General features: G+C 56.8%; 12 protein-coding genes. 5 read left to right on the top strand and 7 right to left on the bottom strand.

Annotated elements, in window-relative coordinates:
* Positions 1–8: 8 nt before the first annotated feature.
* From nusA to uraH, 5 genes are all read right to left on the bottom strand, one after another.
* Positions 9–1,568 (bottom strand): transcription termination factor NusA, encoded by a 1,560-nt coding sequence (gene nusA, locus ACFPM8_RS18070; RefSeq protein WP_378999564.1) that lies wholly within the window; start codon positions 1,566–1,568, stop codon positions 9–11.
* Positions 1,565–2,050, bottom strand: coding sequence for a ribosome maturation factor RimP (gene rimP / locus ACFPM8_RS18075; RefSeq protein WP_378999566.1), 486 nt, complete (start codon positions 2,048–2,050; stop codon positions 1,565–1,567). The genes nusA and rimP overlap by 4 nt, the downstream gene beginning before the upstream one ends.
* Before the next feature lie 367 nt (positions 2,051–2,417).
* Positions 2,418–4,328 carry a 23S rRNA pseudouridine(2605) synthase RluB gene (rluB, locus tag ACFPM8_RS18080; protein WP_378999567.1) on the bottom strand — a complete coding sequence of 637 codons (1,911 nt, stop codon included), beginning with the start codon at positions 4,326–4,328 and terminating at the stop codon, positions 2,418–2,420.
* Positions 4,315–5,133, bottom strand: coding sequence for an SMC-Scp complex subunit ScpB (scpB, locus tag ACFPM8_RS18085; protein WP_378999569.1), 819 nt, complete (start codon positions 5,131–5,133; stop codon positions 4,315–4,317). Before scpB ends, rluB begins: the two co-directional genes overlap by 14 nt.
* A gap of 414 nt (positions 5,134–5,547) precedes the next feature.
* A complete protein-coding gene (gene uraH / locus ACFPM8_RS18090) occupies positions 5,548–5,901 on the bottom strand; it encodes a hydroxyisourate hydrolase (protein WP_378999571.1) in 354 nt (117 codons plus the stop codon).
* Positions 5,902–6,073: 172 nt separating this feature from the next.
* Here uraH and puuE point away from each other — a divergent pair, with 172 nt between their 5' ends.
* A complete protein-coding gene (puuE, locus tag ACFPM8_RS18095; RefSeq protein WP_378999573.1) occupies positions 6,074–7,027 on the top strand; it encodes an allantoinase PuuE in 954 nt (317 codons plus the stop codon).
* Between the two features lie 135 nt (positions 7,028–7,162).
* Positions 7,163–8,263, top strand: a complete 1,101-nt coding sequence (locus ACFPM8_RS18100) for a porin (RefSeq protein ID WP_378999575.1) — start codon at positions 7,163–7,165, stop codon at positions 8,261–8,263.
* Between the two features lie 65 nt (positions 8,264–8,328).
* On the opposite strand, the gene ACFPM8_RS18105 is transcribed toward ACFPM8_RS18100, so the two are convergent.
* Positions 8,329–9,957: an HAL/PAL/TAL family ammonia-lyase gene (locus tag ACFPM8_RS18105; RefSeq protein ID WP_378999577.1), complete on the bottom strand. Its 1,629-nt coding sequence runs from the start codon at positions 9,955–9,957 to the stop codon at positions 8,329–8,331.
* An 89-nt stretch (positions 9,958–10,046) separates the two neighbouring features.
* On the bottom strand, positions 10,047–11,315 hold the full coding sequence (locus ACFPM8_RS18110) for a urate hydroxylase PuuD (RefSeq protein ID WP_378999579.1): 1,269 nt from the start codon (positions 11,313–11,315) through the stop codon (positions 10,047–10,049).
* A gap of 532 nt (positions 11,316–11,847) precedes the next feature.
* Between ACFPM8_RS18110 and ACFPM8_RS18115 the strand changes: the two genes are divergently transcribed.
* The 3 genes from ACFPM8_RS18115 to ACFPM8_RS18125 all read left to right on the top strand — a co-directional run bounded on the left by ACFPM8_RS18115 (position 11,848) and on the right by ACFPM8_RS18125 (position 16,315).
* Positions 11,848–12,786 (top strand): LysR substrate-binding domain-containing protein, encoded by a 939-nt coding sequence (locus ACFPM8_RS18115; protein WP_378999580.1) that lies wholly within the window; start codon positions 11,848–11,850, stop codon positions 12,784–12,786.
* Positions 12,787–12,948: 162 nt separating this feature from the next.
* Positions 12,949–14,343, top strand: a complete 1,395-nt coding sequence (locus tag ACFPM8_RS18120; protein WP_378999582.1) for a nucleobase:cation symporter-2 family protein — start codon at positions 12,949–12,951, stop codon at positions 14,341–14,343.
* A 211-nt stretch (positions 14,344–14,554) separates the two neighbouring features.
* The gene (locus ACFPM8_RS18125) at positions 14,555–16,315 is read left to right on the top strand and encodes an allantoate amidohydrolase (protein WP_378999583.1); all 1,761 of its coding nucleotides are present in this window, start codon (positions 14,555–14,557) and stop codon (positions 16,313–16,315) included.
* Positions 16,316–16,324 lie beyond the last annotated feature (9 nt).

Genomic DNA, 16,324 nt, shown 5'->3' on the forward strand with positions numbered 1-16,324 from the left:
CTTGCGGATCACTTGGCTTCCGCAATATTCCATGCTTTGGCCTGAAGGGCCTTGGCATGATCATCGTACTTGGCATCGATGAGTTTCATCTCATCATCGGTCACATCTTTAAACTCGTCTTCAATCAAATGACGTGCACGGTCAGTCGGCAAAGCCAGGATCGCGCCAAATTCGTCATAAGCCAATCCGGCAAACGCTTTCACTGTCTTGACGCCAGCCAAGCCCAATTTACCGGCGGTAACACGGTCTATGCCTTCAAAATTGACCAGCGCATCTTCCATGCCTTCCAGCCCCTCTTCCGACGCAATCGCCTCAGTCACCAGTGCATCGCGAGCGCGGTTGCGCAGCTCGTTGACGGTTTCTTCATCGAATGAATCGATTTCCAGCATTTCGGTAATCGGCACATAGGCGATTTCTTCCAGGCTGGCAAAACCTTCTTCCACCAGAATGTCGGCGACTTCCTGATCGACATCCAGTTTTTTCATGAACAGCGCACGTGTAGCGGCGGTTTCGACGGCAGATTTATCGGCCGATTCTTCCGCTGTCATGATATTGATCTGCCAGCTGGTCAATTCAGCCGCCAGGCGCACGTTCTGACCGCCGCGGCCGATAGCGATGGCCAGATTTTCTTCGTCAACCACGACGTCCATCGCGTGCTTTTCTTCATCGACCATGATCGACGACACGTTGGCCGGAGCCAGCGCACCGATCACGAACTGCGCCGGATCTTCGGACCACAACACGATGTCGACGCGTTCGCCGCCCAGTTCGCCGGTGACCGCTTGTACCCGCGAACCGCGCATGCCGACACAGGTACCGATCGGGTCGATCCGCTTGTCGCTCGTGAACACCGCGATCTTGGCGCGCACGCCAGGGTCGCGCGCCGCCGACTTGATTTCCAGCGAACCTTGCTCGATCTCCGGCACTTCGAGTTCAAACAGCTTCATGATGAATTCCGGCGCAGTACGCGACAGAACCACTTGCGGACCGCGTGCGTTGCGGTCGATACGCAGGATGAAAGCGCGAACCCGGTCGCCGATACGCAGGTTTTCCTTTGGGATCATTTGATCGCGCGGCAACCGCGCTTCGATCTTGCCGGACTCGACAATCGCATCGCCCCGCTCCATCCGCTTGATGGTGCCGGTTACCAGCGAGTCGCCGCGCTCCAGGAAGTCAGCCAGGATCTGTTCGCGCTCAGCGTCGCGGATCCGTTGCAGAACAACTTGCTTGGTGTCCTGGGCAAAACGACGGCCGAAGTCCACCGATTCAATCGGCTCTTCAATATGATCGTCGACTTCGACGCCATCAACCTGTTCCAATGCTTCAAACAGCAAAATTTCCTGATCGGGCAATTGCAGGCCAGCCTCGTCCGGCACTACATGCCAGCGACGGAAAGACTCAAACTCGCCGGTCTCACGATCAATCGTGACGCGGATATCGACGTCACCGTCATAGCGTTTCTTGGTTGCCTGTGCAAGTGCATGCTCGAGCGCACCGAACACCACATCTCGATCGACGTTTTTTTCATGCGCGAGCGCATCGACCAACAATAAAATTTCGCGACTCATGCTTTGCGACTCCTAAAATTCACTTGCGGCACCAAGTGTGCCTTGTCTACATCAGCGAGTGTAAACTCCAACACTGCCGACCCATCATTTGTTTCAAATTCAATTTTCAAATTATCGCCGTCCGGCTCTCCCAACACACCCTGAAATGATTTCCGATGTGCGGTGCCAGGCATTGCAATACGCAATTTGACAATTGCTTCCTTGCCGGCGAAACGCACATAATCAGCCAGCTTTTTCAACGGGCGATCAAGGCCGGGCGACGATACTTCCAAACGTTCATACACAACGTTTTCCACTGTCAGCACATGCAGCAGTTGATGCGTCACTTTTTCGCAATCTTCTACCGTGATCTGACCTTGCTCGGCATTCTCCGATGCAAAATCAATGTATACGCGCAACAAGCCACGCGCGGCCTTTTCAAATTCGACCAGCTCGTAACCCATGCCAACCACGGTTGTTTCAATTAGCTCCAGCAACTGCAAAGCGACTCCTCAATAAGTACCAACACATCACAAATCCAGTGAATCAACCATCTGAAAATGTTTAGCAAAAAAAAAATGGGCATCTGCCCATCTTCTTATCGCCTGTCATTTAAAGCAGTTTCCACAAGATCGGCCGTGAAATGACTTCTGTTAACTTGTAAATTATAAACGATTAGGCTATGTACCGCAATGCAGGAAGTTTGCATTTGTTTGCAATGGTCAATTCCAGAATAGCAAATTGACCATTTTCACAACACAATTTCCATCCAAACCCTGTGCGACCTTATCCGACGTACGAAAAATTTAATTGACCGGAATCAAAACGAACGACGACTTAGTGGTCGGCACAGCAAATCCTGAACTTCTCTTAACCTCTGGTACGGCGACGTGTCTGTCCCTGGCCGCCATACTGACCGGTAACAGCGGTCTTACCCGAGCCTGGACGCGCCGGGCGGGCGTAGCCGCTACCGCCACCATTGCGCCGTTGTTGCCCCGCATCTGGAAAACCCAAAGCGGTTTGCAGCGGATCAGGCTGACGACTGCGTGCAGGCCCTTGCGGACGACCTTGAGCGCCCCGCCCCTGATTCGGGCGCGACTGACCAAAGCCCTGCCCTTGACCATAGCCGGCACCCGGGCCCTGTTGGAAACTGCTATTGCCACGATTGCCGCTCGACTGACGATCTTTATTTTCACTACGCCCCTTATTGCCAGCGCTCGGAGCTGCCGGCTTATCCATACCGTAGGCAGTCATCATGTCGCGCACCGCGTTTTCGTCGAGCTCCTCCCAACGACCACGTTTCAGACCGCGCGGCAAAGTCATCGCCCCATAGCGCGTACGAATCAGACGCGACACCGTCAGGCCGATAGCTTCAAACATGCGACGCACCTCGCGGTTACGTCCTTCACCGATGGTCACGCGATACCATTTGTTAATGCCTTCACCACCACCATCGGCAATTTTGGAAAACTGCGCCATACCGTCCTCGAGCTCAACGCCGGCCAATAATTTCTGCCGCATGCCTTGCTCTAATTCACCCAGCGTACGCACCGCATACTCACGATCGATACCGTAGCGCGGGTGCATCAGGCGATTAGCGAGATCACCCGAGGTCGTAAACAACAACAACCCTTCCGTATTGAAGTCGAGACGTCCGATCGCCAGCCATTTGGCCGCTTTCATGTTCGGCAAGCGGTCAAACACCGACGGCCGCCCACCCGGGTCATTGTGACTGACGATTTCGCCGGCCGGCTTGTGATAGACCAGCACGCGTGGCGGCCGCTTGGTCACTTTGCGTTGCAGTAATTTCCCGTTGATGCGTACTTGATCGGTTGGCAATATGCGTTGACCGATATGCGCCGGCTCGCCATTGACCGAAACCCGGCCGGCGATAATCAACTCTTCCATGTCGCGCCGAGAACCCAGGCCGACATCCGCCAACACCTTGTGCAGCTTTGGTGCATCATCGTCGGCTGTCAGATCTCGCCGCACACTCTTTTGCTGGCCTTGACGACCACGACCACTAGCATCGTCTTCAGCCGTCACCAGATTATCGAAATCTTCAGAAGTGACGAATGAAAACACTTCATCCGCATTGCCAGTGCGCGGCTTGGATTGCGCGCCTTTTTGATTCGGCTTGGCGTGCTGACCTTGCGGCTTTTTACCTTTTTGCTGACGGTCACGCGAAGTGCGCTCGCCGCTGCGCTCATTGCGTTCGCCACGCTCGTTGCGCGGCTCATTCGCCACGACAGTGGCAGCGCTTTCGCTATCCAGCGCGGCCTGACCTTCAGTTGCGACATCAGCAACTGCATGAGTCGGCGCCGACGCTTCCTGTGCTCGCTGTGCAGCGCGGTTGCTGCGCAATGCGCGCGGACCGCGCACACCACGCTTGATTGGCTTATCCCTGACAGGGCTGTCCGAAGACAATGCATCGGTCACAGGCATTACTGTCACTTCAGCACTTTCGACACTGACTACCGGGGCCGCTTGAACCTTTTTCGATGCTTTTTTAGCTGGAACCACAAGCTCGGATACCGGACCGGCATCAGCCGCCCCAGCCGGGATAGCTTCTGCCACAGCAACGGCTTTCTTGCGCGGCGCGCGACGAGCAGGTTTGCTTGCCTCTACCGATTCCGCAGGCGATTCTGCATCGCCGACAGGCGCATCCGCCACTACCGGCGCAACTTTTCGCGCTCTCGGCTTTTTAGCGGGTTTCGACTCGATTGCAGCTGCCGCGACAGCGTCGTCAACCGGTGCATCATTGGAACTAGATGGATTCATTATTCAGGTGTTGGTTATGCCGACCTGGCGTGGCATCATCAGCTGATTCGGACGCAGGGTCGTTAGTGTGGACTTCATTCGGTGCAACTGGTGCTACAACAGGTTGAGCAACTTCCGCCCCAACCACTTCCATCGCATGTTCTGTAATTACTTCTGGTGCTTCCATTGCCTCTTTGGCCGCCAGCCCGGTTCCTGACTCGGCCACATCCGTGGCGTCAATGCTTGCTTCCAGCGCCTGCAATTCAAGCAGGACGCCCTCTTGCATGTCATTCTTGACCACTTGCTGCAAAGGCGGTAACTGATCTAGCGAAGTCAGACCAAGATCATCTAAAAATTGCTTGGTAGTAGCAAGCAGGGCTGGCCGCCCCGGCACATCACGGTGCCCGATAGCATCAATCCAGCCACGCTCTTCGAGCATTTTTATGGTCTGTGAATTGACCGCTACGCCTCGAATCTCCTCGATATCGCCGCGTGTCACCGGCTGACGATAGGCAATGATGGCCAAGGTTTCGAGTGTCGCACGCGAGTATTTTGGCGGCTTTTCCGGATTCAAGCGCTCCAGATAAATCTTCATCTCGGGACGGCTCTGAAAGCGCCAGCCAGTCGACAAACTCACGACCTCAATGCCTTTATCCGACCAATCGTTGCGCAATTCCATCAGCATCAGCTTGATTGTGTCCGCATTGACCACTTCGCCATCTATGCCATTTGCATCGTAGAGCTTTTTCAAGTCATTGACTGACAATGGCTCATGAGCGCATAGCAATGCGGTTTCGAGGACTTTCTTGGCCTCAACAATATTCATGTACAACTCTTGGGCGACGGATTTATTAAAATTGTATTAAAAATTCGCAGAGACTATGCTCAACGACAGGCATCCGTAATGCGCTTGATACCTGGTTAAAAGCTAGCCGTTGAACTGCTATCCGGCGCCCGTTTGAGGAGGTTTAATGAGGGGCGGGGACATATGACTGGACATGGGGTGGAATTTACACTTCCCGCACGCCGCGCCACTCTTCATTTTTGATTTACCCGGGATTGCTACAACCGATCCGGTTATTTTTCAAAATGTACTGCCAGAGAGTGTAACACAAAGCTTTTCTGGAAAGTGCCCATCTTGGACAGATGTTGCTTATCTGGCGATATTGGCTGATCGCTGCGGTCTGATACTGGCTGCTTCGTAGAAACAGCCGGCAATGCACAACGACCGGTAAATTCATTAGCTACCGCGATAAGTCGAATACGACCACGGCGACACCACCAATGGCACGTGATAATTTTGGTCGGCATCTGCAATGCCGAATGCCAGCGTAACGCGATCGACAAACCGCGGCGCCGGCAAATCGACGCCTTGAGCAGCGAAGTAATCACCGGCCGAGAACACCAGTTCGTACTGGCCGACCCGCATCTCTCCACCTTGCAGCAAAGGCACATCGACCCGGCCGTCCTGATTGGTGACGGCATTCTTCAATAAAGTCTTGTTATTACCATTGACCGCATATAGTGCGATTTCGACGCCGGCACCCGGCTTGCCTTGCGTAATATCCAGCACGTGCGTGCTTAACTTCCCCATGATTTTCCCTATATCGGCAAGTTGAAAACGAGTATCTGTCAAATGATATACCGCAGTAAGCGAGTCAATATACTATCCGCCATATATTAATCATGGCTCCGGCGCACACCATGCAAGACGCGCTGAAAGCTGCATGCCACAGCGATTTTTCACATTCAGGCGGAGAACAACAATGACCATGCATAACATCTATCCGCGCGACCTGGTCGGCTACGGCCGTACCCCGCCGCACCCACAATGGCCTAACCGCGCGCGTATCGCATTGCAGTTCGTGCTCAACTATGAAGAAGGCAGCGAGAACTGCGTGCTCGACGGCGATGCCGGCTCGGAAACCTTCCTCTCTGAAATCGTCGGCGCCCAGAGTTTTGCAGCGCGTCACATGAGCATGGAGTCCTTATACGAATACGGTTCGCGTGCCGGTCTATGGCGCGTATTGCGGATGTTTGAAGAGCGTCGCCTGCCGCTGACCATCTTCGGCGTGGCGCGCGCGCTGCAACGCAATCCGGAGGCGACCGCCGCCTTTCAGCAACTGGGGCATGAAATTGCTTGCCATGGCTTGCGCTGGATCAGTTACCAGAACATTGATGAGGCCACCGAACGCGCGCACATGGCAGAAGCCGTCAGCATCATCAAGGAAATGACCGGCAGCGCACCGCTCGGCTGGTATACCGGCCGTGATTCGCCGAATACCCGCAAACTGGTGGTCGAGCATGGCGGCTTCCGCTACGACGCCGACCATTACGGCGATGACCTGCCGTTCTGGGAACAAGTCACGATCAACGACGCCAATGGCGAATTTCTGGTCAAGCCGCAATTGATCGTGCCTTATACGCTAGACACCAACGACATGCGTTTCGCGGCGCTGCAGGGCTTCAATTCCGGTACCCAGTTTTTCGATTATCTGAAAGACGCCTTCGACGTCCTGTACCGCGAAGGCGATCCACATGGCTTGAACCAGCCGAAAATGCTTTCAATCGGCTTGCATTGCCGCTTGGTCGGCCGGCCAGGACGCGCTGCGGCTTTGGCACGCTTCCTGGATTATGTGCAGGCGCATGGCCAGGTATGGATTGCCCGGCGCATCGACATCGCCGATCACTGGTGCGCCACGCATCCGTTTTCTGCATAATATGGCCCGTCCGCAACATTGCAATTTTTCTCACCCGCCGTGGCGGTTCCACGGATCGCAATAGCAGTGCAATTGTCGTCAGCAGTCGCAGTTAGAAATATACAAACAAGAACGTATATCAACTCAGGAGGCGGGATGCAAGCAACGCGCAGCAAACTAAAAAAGTTACACGTAGCGGCAGTACTTGGCGGAGCAATGGCTCTGCCGGCAATGGCACAAACCACGGTCAAGGTCAGCGGCCTGGTCGATACTTACGTGGGTTCCCTGAAATACAGCGGCGACTCGGGACGCACCAGCGTCGTCGACGGCGGCGGCCTGACCACTTCATGGATAGGCTTTACCGGCTCGGAAGATCTCGGCAACGGCCTGAAAGCCAACTTCAAGCTGACCTCGTTTTTCCGCTCCAACACCGGCGCCACCGGCCGCTTCGACGGCAACGAAACCATGTTCTCGCGCGATGCCAACGTCGGCCTGTCCGGTAATTTCGGGACCGTGTCGCTGGGTCGCGATCTGGCGCCCAACTTCCTGCCATCGATTCTGTTCAATCCTTTCGGCGACTCGTTCAAATTATCGCCATTGATCCTGCACATGGATGTGCCATGGTTCAATGCCTCCGGCTGGACCAATTCGGTCGCGGGCGACACCGGCTGGAGCAACGAGATCATTTATACGACGCCCGACTTCGCCGGCCTGAAAGCCAACCTGCATTACCAGTTCGGCGAGCAAGCGGGCAACACTGGCAGAAACAATATCGGCGCCAACGTATTGTATTTCCACGGTCCGCTGGCATTGACCGCGTACTACCAGCGCGTCAAGGTCAACAATCCACTGGAACAATCACCTGGCAATGTGCAACCGGCGACCAATATTCCGCTGCCTGGCGCGCAGTTTGCCGCGCGCCAGTCGGCCTGGTTCGTCGGCGGCAGCTACGATCTGACAGTGGCGAAATTGTTTGCCACCTATGATCAAACCACCCACGACATCGACCTGAAAGACAAGACGCTCCAGCTCGGCACCAGCATCCCGCTTGGCTCTGGCGCCATTCTGGCATCGTGGGCCAACACCAAACGCCAGGGTGCTGCGATCGGTGCAACGCTCAAGCGCAATACGGCATCGCTGGGCTATGACTACAACGCCTCGAAGCGCACCGATCTGTACGCGGTCTACATGTACGACAAGATCACCGATCAATCCACCGGCAGCAGCGTCGCCTTGGGGATCCGCCATCGCTTCTGATATAGCTTGAGGCAAAAAAAAAGAGTCACTATGCGTGACTCTTTTTTACGTCGACCTGGTTTCAATCAAGCGAACTTGCCAATCTCCTTCTCCACCGCGGCCCGCACCGAACCGCTAACGACGAACGACTGCGCCATCACGATATCGTCGTGGAACCAGCGATCGCCTTCCAGGCAAGCCGGGATCTGGCGACGGATTTCCTGATACGCGGCTTGCGTGCCCTGTCCCAGCACAAAACCTAGCAGCAGATTCTCGGTCATCGTCAGCGCCTGCGCCGCCAGCAGCATTTCGACGCCGATAATGTATTGGGTGTTGGCGACCACGGTCGCGGCCTTGCGTGCACACCAGGTCGAATTGGAGACATGGTCTTCGCTATTGCCCTTGGCTGGAATACTGTCGACGCTGCCCGGCATGCACAAGGTGCGGTTTTCCATCACCAGCGAGCTCAGCGAACATTGCACCACCGGATAGCCGGTGTTGACGCCGCGTACGCCGCTCATCAAATTGCGCGGCAAACCCCACGACAAGGTGGGATCGATCAGGCGCGCAACGCGCCGCTCGCAGATGCTACCCAGATCGGTGATCGCCATCGCCAGCAAATCCATCGCCTGCGCCAGGTATTGGCCGTGGAAATTACCGCCGGAAATGATTTCGAAACCGCCCTCCTCCTTATCGAAGATCAGGGGATTATCGGTAGCGGAATTGATTTCCTTGTCGACGATGTTGTCGATGTAATCCAGTGCATCGAATACCGGGCCATATACCTGCGGCGCGCAGCGCAGCGAATACACATCCTGAATCCTGGCGGTGTAAGGAATATCGGTGCGACGCAGTTCTTCCGGTAGCTGCACCGCCCGTGCCGCGTGCGTGGTGCGGGTCGATCCCGACAATAATTTGCGAATGATGGCGGCGGTCTTGATCTGCCCCGGATGCGGCCGCGCCTGTTGAATACGTGGATCGAAAGCCGCCATTTCGGCGCGCATCGCTTCCAGCGTCAGCCCCAGCGACAGGCAGGCATCGCTCAATAGATTTCGGGCATCGTGCGCGACCAGCACCGCCACCGCCAGCGACGCCGTGCAACCATTGATCAGGGCCGATGCATCCTTGGCTTTCAAATCGAATTTGACCGGCCCAAGGCCGGCTTTGGCAATCGCTGCAGGCGCACTCATGCGCTGCCCCTGGTACATCACCTCGGCTTCGTCGAAACCGGCAATTGCCGCTGCCAGATATGACAGCGGCGCCAAATCGCCGGAGGCGCCAACCGACCCTTTTTGCGGCATGATCGGGTGAATCCCGGCGTTCAGGAAAGCCAGCAGCCGATCGACTACTTCGACCCGCGGCGCAGAATAATTGCTGGCGAAGGCGTTGGCACGCAGCAGCATGGTGGCGCGGCTGACTTCTTCCGAAAACGGCTCGCCGATACCGGCGCAATGGGCCTTGATCAACTGGGTCTGGAACAGCTCGATGTGCTCAACCTTGATGCGGGTGTCCTTCAGCAAACCGACGCCGGTATTGAAGCTGTACATCATCGGCGCTTCATCGTGCATCCAGGTCGCCTCGATATAGTCGCGACTACGCTTCAGCGCCTCGCGCGAGGACTCGGCCAGATTGACGCTTAAATGCGGGGCGCGAGCGACCGCTATGACTTGCTGCGCAGTCAGGTTGAAGCCGTCGATGGTGATGGTGTGCGACATAGGAACTCCTGTTATACCTTTTAAATTTGATGATCAGAGACCGGCAAGAAGCCGCCCCCAGCGCCCGATCGCTCTGGCCCGCTGTGTGCTTACATTGCGCCAGCCTCGTACCAGGCACCAATTGCCGCCCGCTCATCGTCGGTGATGTGCGTCAAATTACCGATCGGCATGGCCTTCAGTTGTACCGCCTGCTGGTAAATCTTGGCCGCATGCTGGCGCACCAGTTCCGGTGTTTGCAACATCACTCCGGCCGGCGCGGTCGCAAACCCGGGCTGGGTCGGTTGAGCCGAGTGGCAGGTGGCGCAACGTTGCGCAATGATGCGTTGCACGCGTGAAAAGTCTGCTGCCGGCGCGGCAGCCACGTTTATCGCGGCAGTACCGGCAGGCGCCGCGTCGACGGTCGGCGCTACGGCTACTGCCGTCGGCGTCGCTACCGGGCGCGGCGCAATCGCCACCGCCACCGCCAGCAGCAACGCGACACCGGCGGCCGGAAAACCGAGCGATACGCGACCGGCATGGCGCAGATTGAAGAAATGGCGAATCAATGCACCGGCGGCAATGATGGCAGCCAGAATCAACCAGCCGTAGGGATGGCTATAAGTCATCGCGTAGTGGTTGCTGATCATGATGAACAACACCGGCAACGTGAAGTAGTTGTTGTGAACGCTGCGTTGCTTGGCCTTCTTGCCGTATATCGGATCGGGCGATTTTCCCTGCCGCATCGCTTCCACCAGCTTGCGCTGACCGGGAATAATCACCATCAATACGTTACCGACCATCATCGTGCCTATCATTGCGCCGACATGAATGTAAGCGGCACGCCCGCTCAGCAAATGGCTCAGCACATAAGCGGCGGCGACAATGAACAGATACATCACGATGCCGAGCAAACCGTCGCGCTTGCCCAGCGGCGAACGGCACAGCAGGTCGTACACTGTCCAGCCGACCACCAGCGTCCCCAGACCAACCCCAATCGCTTGCCACGAACTCAGATCGGCCACGTCCTTGTTGATCATCATCGCCGAGGCATTGAAGTAATACACGATGAATAGCATCGCAAAGCCCGACAGCCAAGTGGCGTAGGCTTCCCATTTGAACCAATGCAGTTCTTCCGGCAATTCGGCCGGCGCCACCAGGTATTTTTGCGGGTTGTAAAAGCCGCCTCCGTGGACTGCCCAGAGTTCGCCGGCGACGCCTTTTTTAGCCAGGTCGGAGCCAGGCTTTGGCGGTCGGATCGAGTTATCCAGCCAGACGAAATAAAATGACGCGCCGATCCACGCAATACCTGTGATCAGGTGGAGCCAGCGCACCAGCAGATTGAGCCATTCGAGCCCATACGAAACCAACATTGCATCCATGTCTTCCCCACGTTTATCGCTCGTTTGCCACCGCGGGCTCTGCAAACGAGAGAGGGACACCCCCTCATAATCTAGCCGCGAACTTTTTAACCAACAGCTCCGCTGCGACCATATATATTCCAGCGCGCTTGCTATGGTAATCCCCTAGGAGTCTATCGGCCTTAGGGAACCGGCTGCAAAAACGCCTGAGCGGTCCATATTTCACCGATATTTTTTTCAATAGTCCCGCTATTGGAAAAAATATCCGCAAAATCTGTCCTCGCTCAGCCATTTTTTCGCTCCGATTCCCTAAGGCCGACAGACTCCTGGCAAATTCACCATTCAAAACGCGTCAGATTTACGCAAGATAAACGCGCTGGAGTCTTAAAACATGGAATTTTCAGTATATTTGACATACGTATATTGATATAACAAAATGAATTCCGGCGATTCCAAATAAAGGGCACCTCGACAAACCGTAGCGAGCGCTTCAAGGTCGGGGCGAGAAGCGCAGTAGGTTTTTCGAGGCGCCCAAAAATCAATCGGAGACAACATGGCAAAGCTGCCGGACCACCTGGATCTGCACCTGATACGCATCTTGTATCTGCTGCTGTGCGAAAAGAATGTGTCGCGCGTGGCGCTCAAACTGAATCAGCCGCAACCTTCGATTTCGGCATCGCTGCGCAAATTGCGCGAACTGACCGGCGATCCGCTATTGGTGCGCGGGGCCAGGGGCATGGTGCCGACCCAGCATGGAGAAAGCCTGTTGAAGCCAGCCAAGCGGATTCTGGAAGAAACAGAGCGTCTGTTCGTGCAAAAGACCGCTTTCGTGCCGCAGGCCGAAGCGCGCACCTTCCATATCGCCGCCCCGGATTACATGAATACGCCATTCTTCCTGGAAGTGGTCGCCCGTCTGCGGCGCGAATCGCCGAAAAGCCGCATCGTGATCCACGCGCTGGGACCCGCCACCGATTACGTCAGATTGCTGTCCGACGGCGATCTCGATCTCGTGATTGCCAACTGGGATGAGCCGCCGCCGCATCTGCACCTGTCCAAACTGTTCGACGATCCCATCGTCTGCCTGATGCGCGCCGACAGCGCCTATGCCAAACGCACCGGCCCCGATCAGATGACGGTGGAAGATTACTTGTCGCTGCCGCACGTGGCGCCGTGGCAGGTACTGCCCGGCTATCACGGCATCATCGATTCCTACCTCGACAGCCAGAACCTGAACCGCAACGTGGTGGTCGAATCGGCTTACTTCGGCATGCTGCCCTACATGGTGGCGCAAACCGACCTGGTGCTGACCACCGGCCGCCAGTTCGCGCGCTTTTATGAAAAAACGCTGCCGCTAAAAAGCTTCATCCTGCCGATCAAATTCCCGCCGATGCGCTTTTATCAGCTCTGGCATGAAAGAGTGCATCAGGCGACCGAGCACAAATGGCTGCGCGAACAAATCGGCATCGCTGCAAAATCGATGATTACCGAGTAGAAACGAAATTGCAGCTCGTGCCCAACATATATCCAAATTCATAAATCAACTATCAGTCATCGTATATACCTCGACCGACCGGGCACTATAGTATCGGATGCCACAAGCCCCCCAAGCGGCTTTCGATTACAACTAAAAAATCCCATCCCGAGGAGACGCACGATGACTGCCACGATAGACCCGGTCGATGAAAAGCTGCCGATAACCCGGCTCACCGCACTCGGCATGCAGCATGTGCTGGTGATGTATGCCGGCGCCATTGCCGTACCGCTGATCATAGGCGGTGCCCTCCAGCTGCCGAAAAGCGATATCGCTTTCCTGATCAGTGCAGACTTGTTTTGCTGCGGTCTGGTGACCTTGATTCAAAGCCTGGGCATCTGGAAATTCGGCATCAGGATGCCGGTGATGATGGGCGTCACGTTTGCCGCCGTCGGCCCGATGGTGGCGATGGCCGGCAATCCGCAGCTGACCATCGTGCATATCTACGGGGCGGTGATTTGCGCCGGCCTGTTCTGCGTCCTGGCGTCACCCTACATGAGCCGCATGATGCGCTACTTCCCGCCGGTCGTTACCGGCACCGTGATTACCGTGATCGGGATTTCCTTGATGGGCGTCGGCATCAACTGGGCAGCGGGCGGCCAACCGGTGATCGGGACCCTGGTCGACGGCGTGTTTACCAAGATACCGAATCCCGATTACGGCGCCCCGACCAGTCTTGGCATCGCCCTGATCGTGCTGATATCCATCCTGCTGATCACCAAATACGTCAAAGGTTTTATCGCCAACATCTCGGTGCTGATGGGCATGATCATCGGCTTCATCATTGCGTTGGCAATGGGCAAAATCAGCTTCTACGGCCTGGGCGATGCGGAATGGTTTTCCTTCATCCGGCCGTTCCACTACGGCTGGCCGAAATTCGACCTGGGCTCGATTGTCAGCATGTGCCTGGTGATGGTGGTGACGATGATCGAATCGACCGGGATGTTCATCGCGCTAGGTGAAATCGTCGGCAAAAAAGTGGATGACAAGACGCTCGCGCGCGGTCTGCGGGTCGACGGCCTGGGCAGCATCATCGGCGGCGTATTCAATACTTTCCCATATACCTCTTTCTCGCAAAACGTCGGTCTGGTGAGCGTCACCGGCGTCCGCAGCCGCTATGTGTGCGCCGCGGCCGGCGTGATCCTGATGATGTTCGGCCTGTTCCCGAAGATGGCCCACGTCGCCGCATCTATCCCCCAATTCGTCCTCGGCGGCGCCGGCATTGTGATGTTCGGGATGGTGGCGGCAACCGGCATCAAGATTCTGTCGACCGTCGAGTTCAACCGTAACCGCAACAATCTGTTCATCGTCGCCGTCAGTTTTGGCGCCGGCATGATTCCATTGGTAGCCCCAAGTTTTTTCGACAAAATGCCTGCATTCCTGTCCACCATCCTGCACAGCGGCATCTTGCTTGCATCCACCATGGCGGTACTGTTGAATCTGTTCTTCAACGGCCAGGGTTCCAGGGAAGATGTACGCTCCCATGCATTGGCAGCGGCACAAAGTTCGGATCATTAGGGCACCTCGAAAAACCTACTGCGCGGCTCAATCTCGAGGCTGCGATGCTCGCCGTACCTTCGTACGGGTGCAGATGTTGCAACATCGTCGCCCCGACCTTGAACCGCTCGCTACGGTTTTCCGAGGTGCCCATTAACAACCAGCAACGCGGGTCCCACCCGTGAAGATTTAACCATGAGGAGCAGGCGGGTGGGACCCGCCGACGATGCACATGACCACGCTGGAACATTTGAACAGCTGCGATACGCAGACTTTCGTCGCCGCACTGCACGGCATTTATGAACACTCGCCGTGGATCCCCGAGCGGGCCGCGGCGCAGCGCCCTTTTGCGACGATCACCGCGCTAAAACTGGCGATGCAGCAGGTCGTCAGCAGCGCCGGCATAGAGCAGCAACTGGGCTTGATCCGGGCCCACCCGGAACTGGCCGGCAAGGCCGCCATCGCCGGCGAGCTGACGGCCGAATCCACCGGCGAGCAAGCCAAGGCCGGGCTCAACAATTGCAGCCCGGAAGAATTCGCCGCGCTGCAAACGCTGAACGCCGATTACAACAGCAAATTCGGTTTCCCGTTCATCCTCGCCGTCAAAGGCGCCGACGGCCAAGGGCTGTCGCGGCAGGCGATCATCGCCACCTTTACCCGCCGCCTTAAGAATCAGCTGGACGACGAACTGGCCGAAGCGCTGCGCCAGATTGGCCGCATCGCCGAAATGCGCATCAACGACCTGCTCGGCCACAGCCCGCAACTCGGCAACAGCATCATGCGCTGGGCCGAACAGATCGGGGCCTGGAGCGATGACGACAACGGCCTCACCTGCGCCTACATGACGGCAGCCCATACCCGCACCGCGGCGCAGATAGCCAGCTGGATGCGCGAAGCCGGCATGCAGGTGGAAATCGATGCAGCCGGTAACGTCGTCGGCCGCTATCTATCCGATCATCCGCAAGCAAAGACACTGATGACCGGTTCGCATTACGACACGGTGCGCAACGGCGGCAAATACGATGGCCGCGAAGGCATCCTGCTGCCCATCGCCATCGTCCAACATCTCCATCAACGCGGCGAAAAACTGCCCTTCCATCTCGAAATCATCGGCTTTTCGGAAGAGGAAGGAGTCCGCTTCAAGAGCACTTTCCTCGGCAGCAATGCCGTCATCGGCCAGTTCGACCTGGACTTGCTCAATAACACCGACCGCGATGGCATCACCATGCGCGAAGCGCTGCAAAGCGCCGGTCACGACGTCGCCGCCATCCCTGCGATTGCCCGCAATCCGGCCGATCTGCTGGGCTACGTTGAAGTCCATATCGAACAAGGTCCGGTCTTGTTGCAACGCGACCTGCCGGCCGGCATCGTCACTTCGATCGCCGGCAGTTGCCGTTACATGGTGCAGTTGAAAGGCGTGGCCAGCCACTCCGGCACCACGCCGATGGCGATGCGCAAGGACGCCGCCGTTGCCGCCGCCGAGATCCTGCTGTATGTCGAACAGCGCTGCGCGCAGGATCAACGCGCATCGCTGGTCGGCACCGTCGGCCAGCTGCAAGTGCCGAACGGCTCGACCAATGTGATCCCCGGCGCCTGCATTTTCTCGCTCGATATCCGTGCTGCCGACGATGCCGTGCGCGATGCGGCGGTGTTCGATGTCCTGCAACACATCGAATCCGTTTGCCAACGCCGCTGTATCGAAGCCAGCGTCGAAAAAATGGTCTCGGCGCCGGCCGCGCCGTGCGCGCCGTGGCTGATGGAGCAATTGGCGGCAGCCGCCGAACGGGCCGGCGTCCAGCCTTTCAAACTCACATCCGGCGCCGGTCACGATGCGATGACCATCGCCAAAATAACCGATGTCGCGATGCTGTTCACGCGTTGCGGCAACGGCGGCATCAGCCACAATCCATTGGAAACAATGACTGCCGACGATGCCGAAGTATCCGCGCAAATCTTGCTGGATTTCCTGCGCCACTTCACGCCAAAATCTTGAACCAGCGTA

Origin of the sequence: Paraherbaspirillum soli (genome assembly GCF_042654985.1) — a bacterium.
Lineage (GTDB): Bacteria > Pseudomonadota > Gammaproteobacteria > Burkholderiales > Burkholderiaceae_D > Paraherbaspirillum > Paraherbaspirillum soli.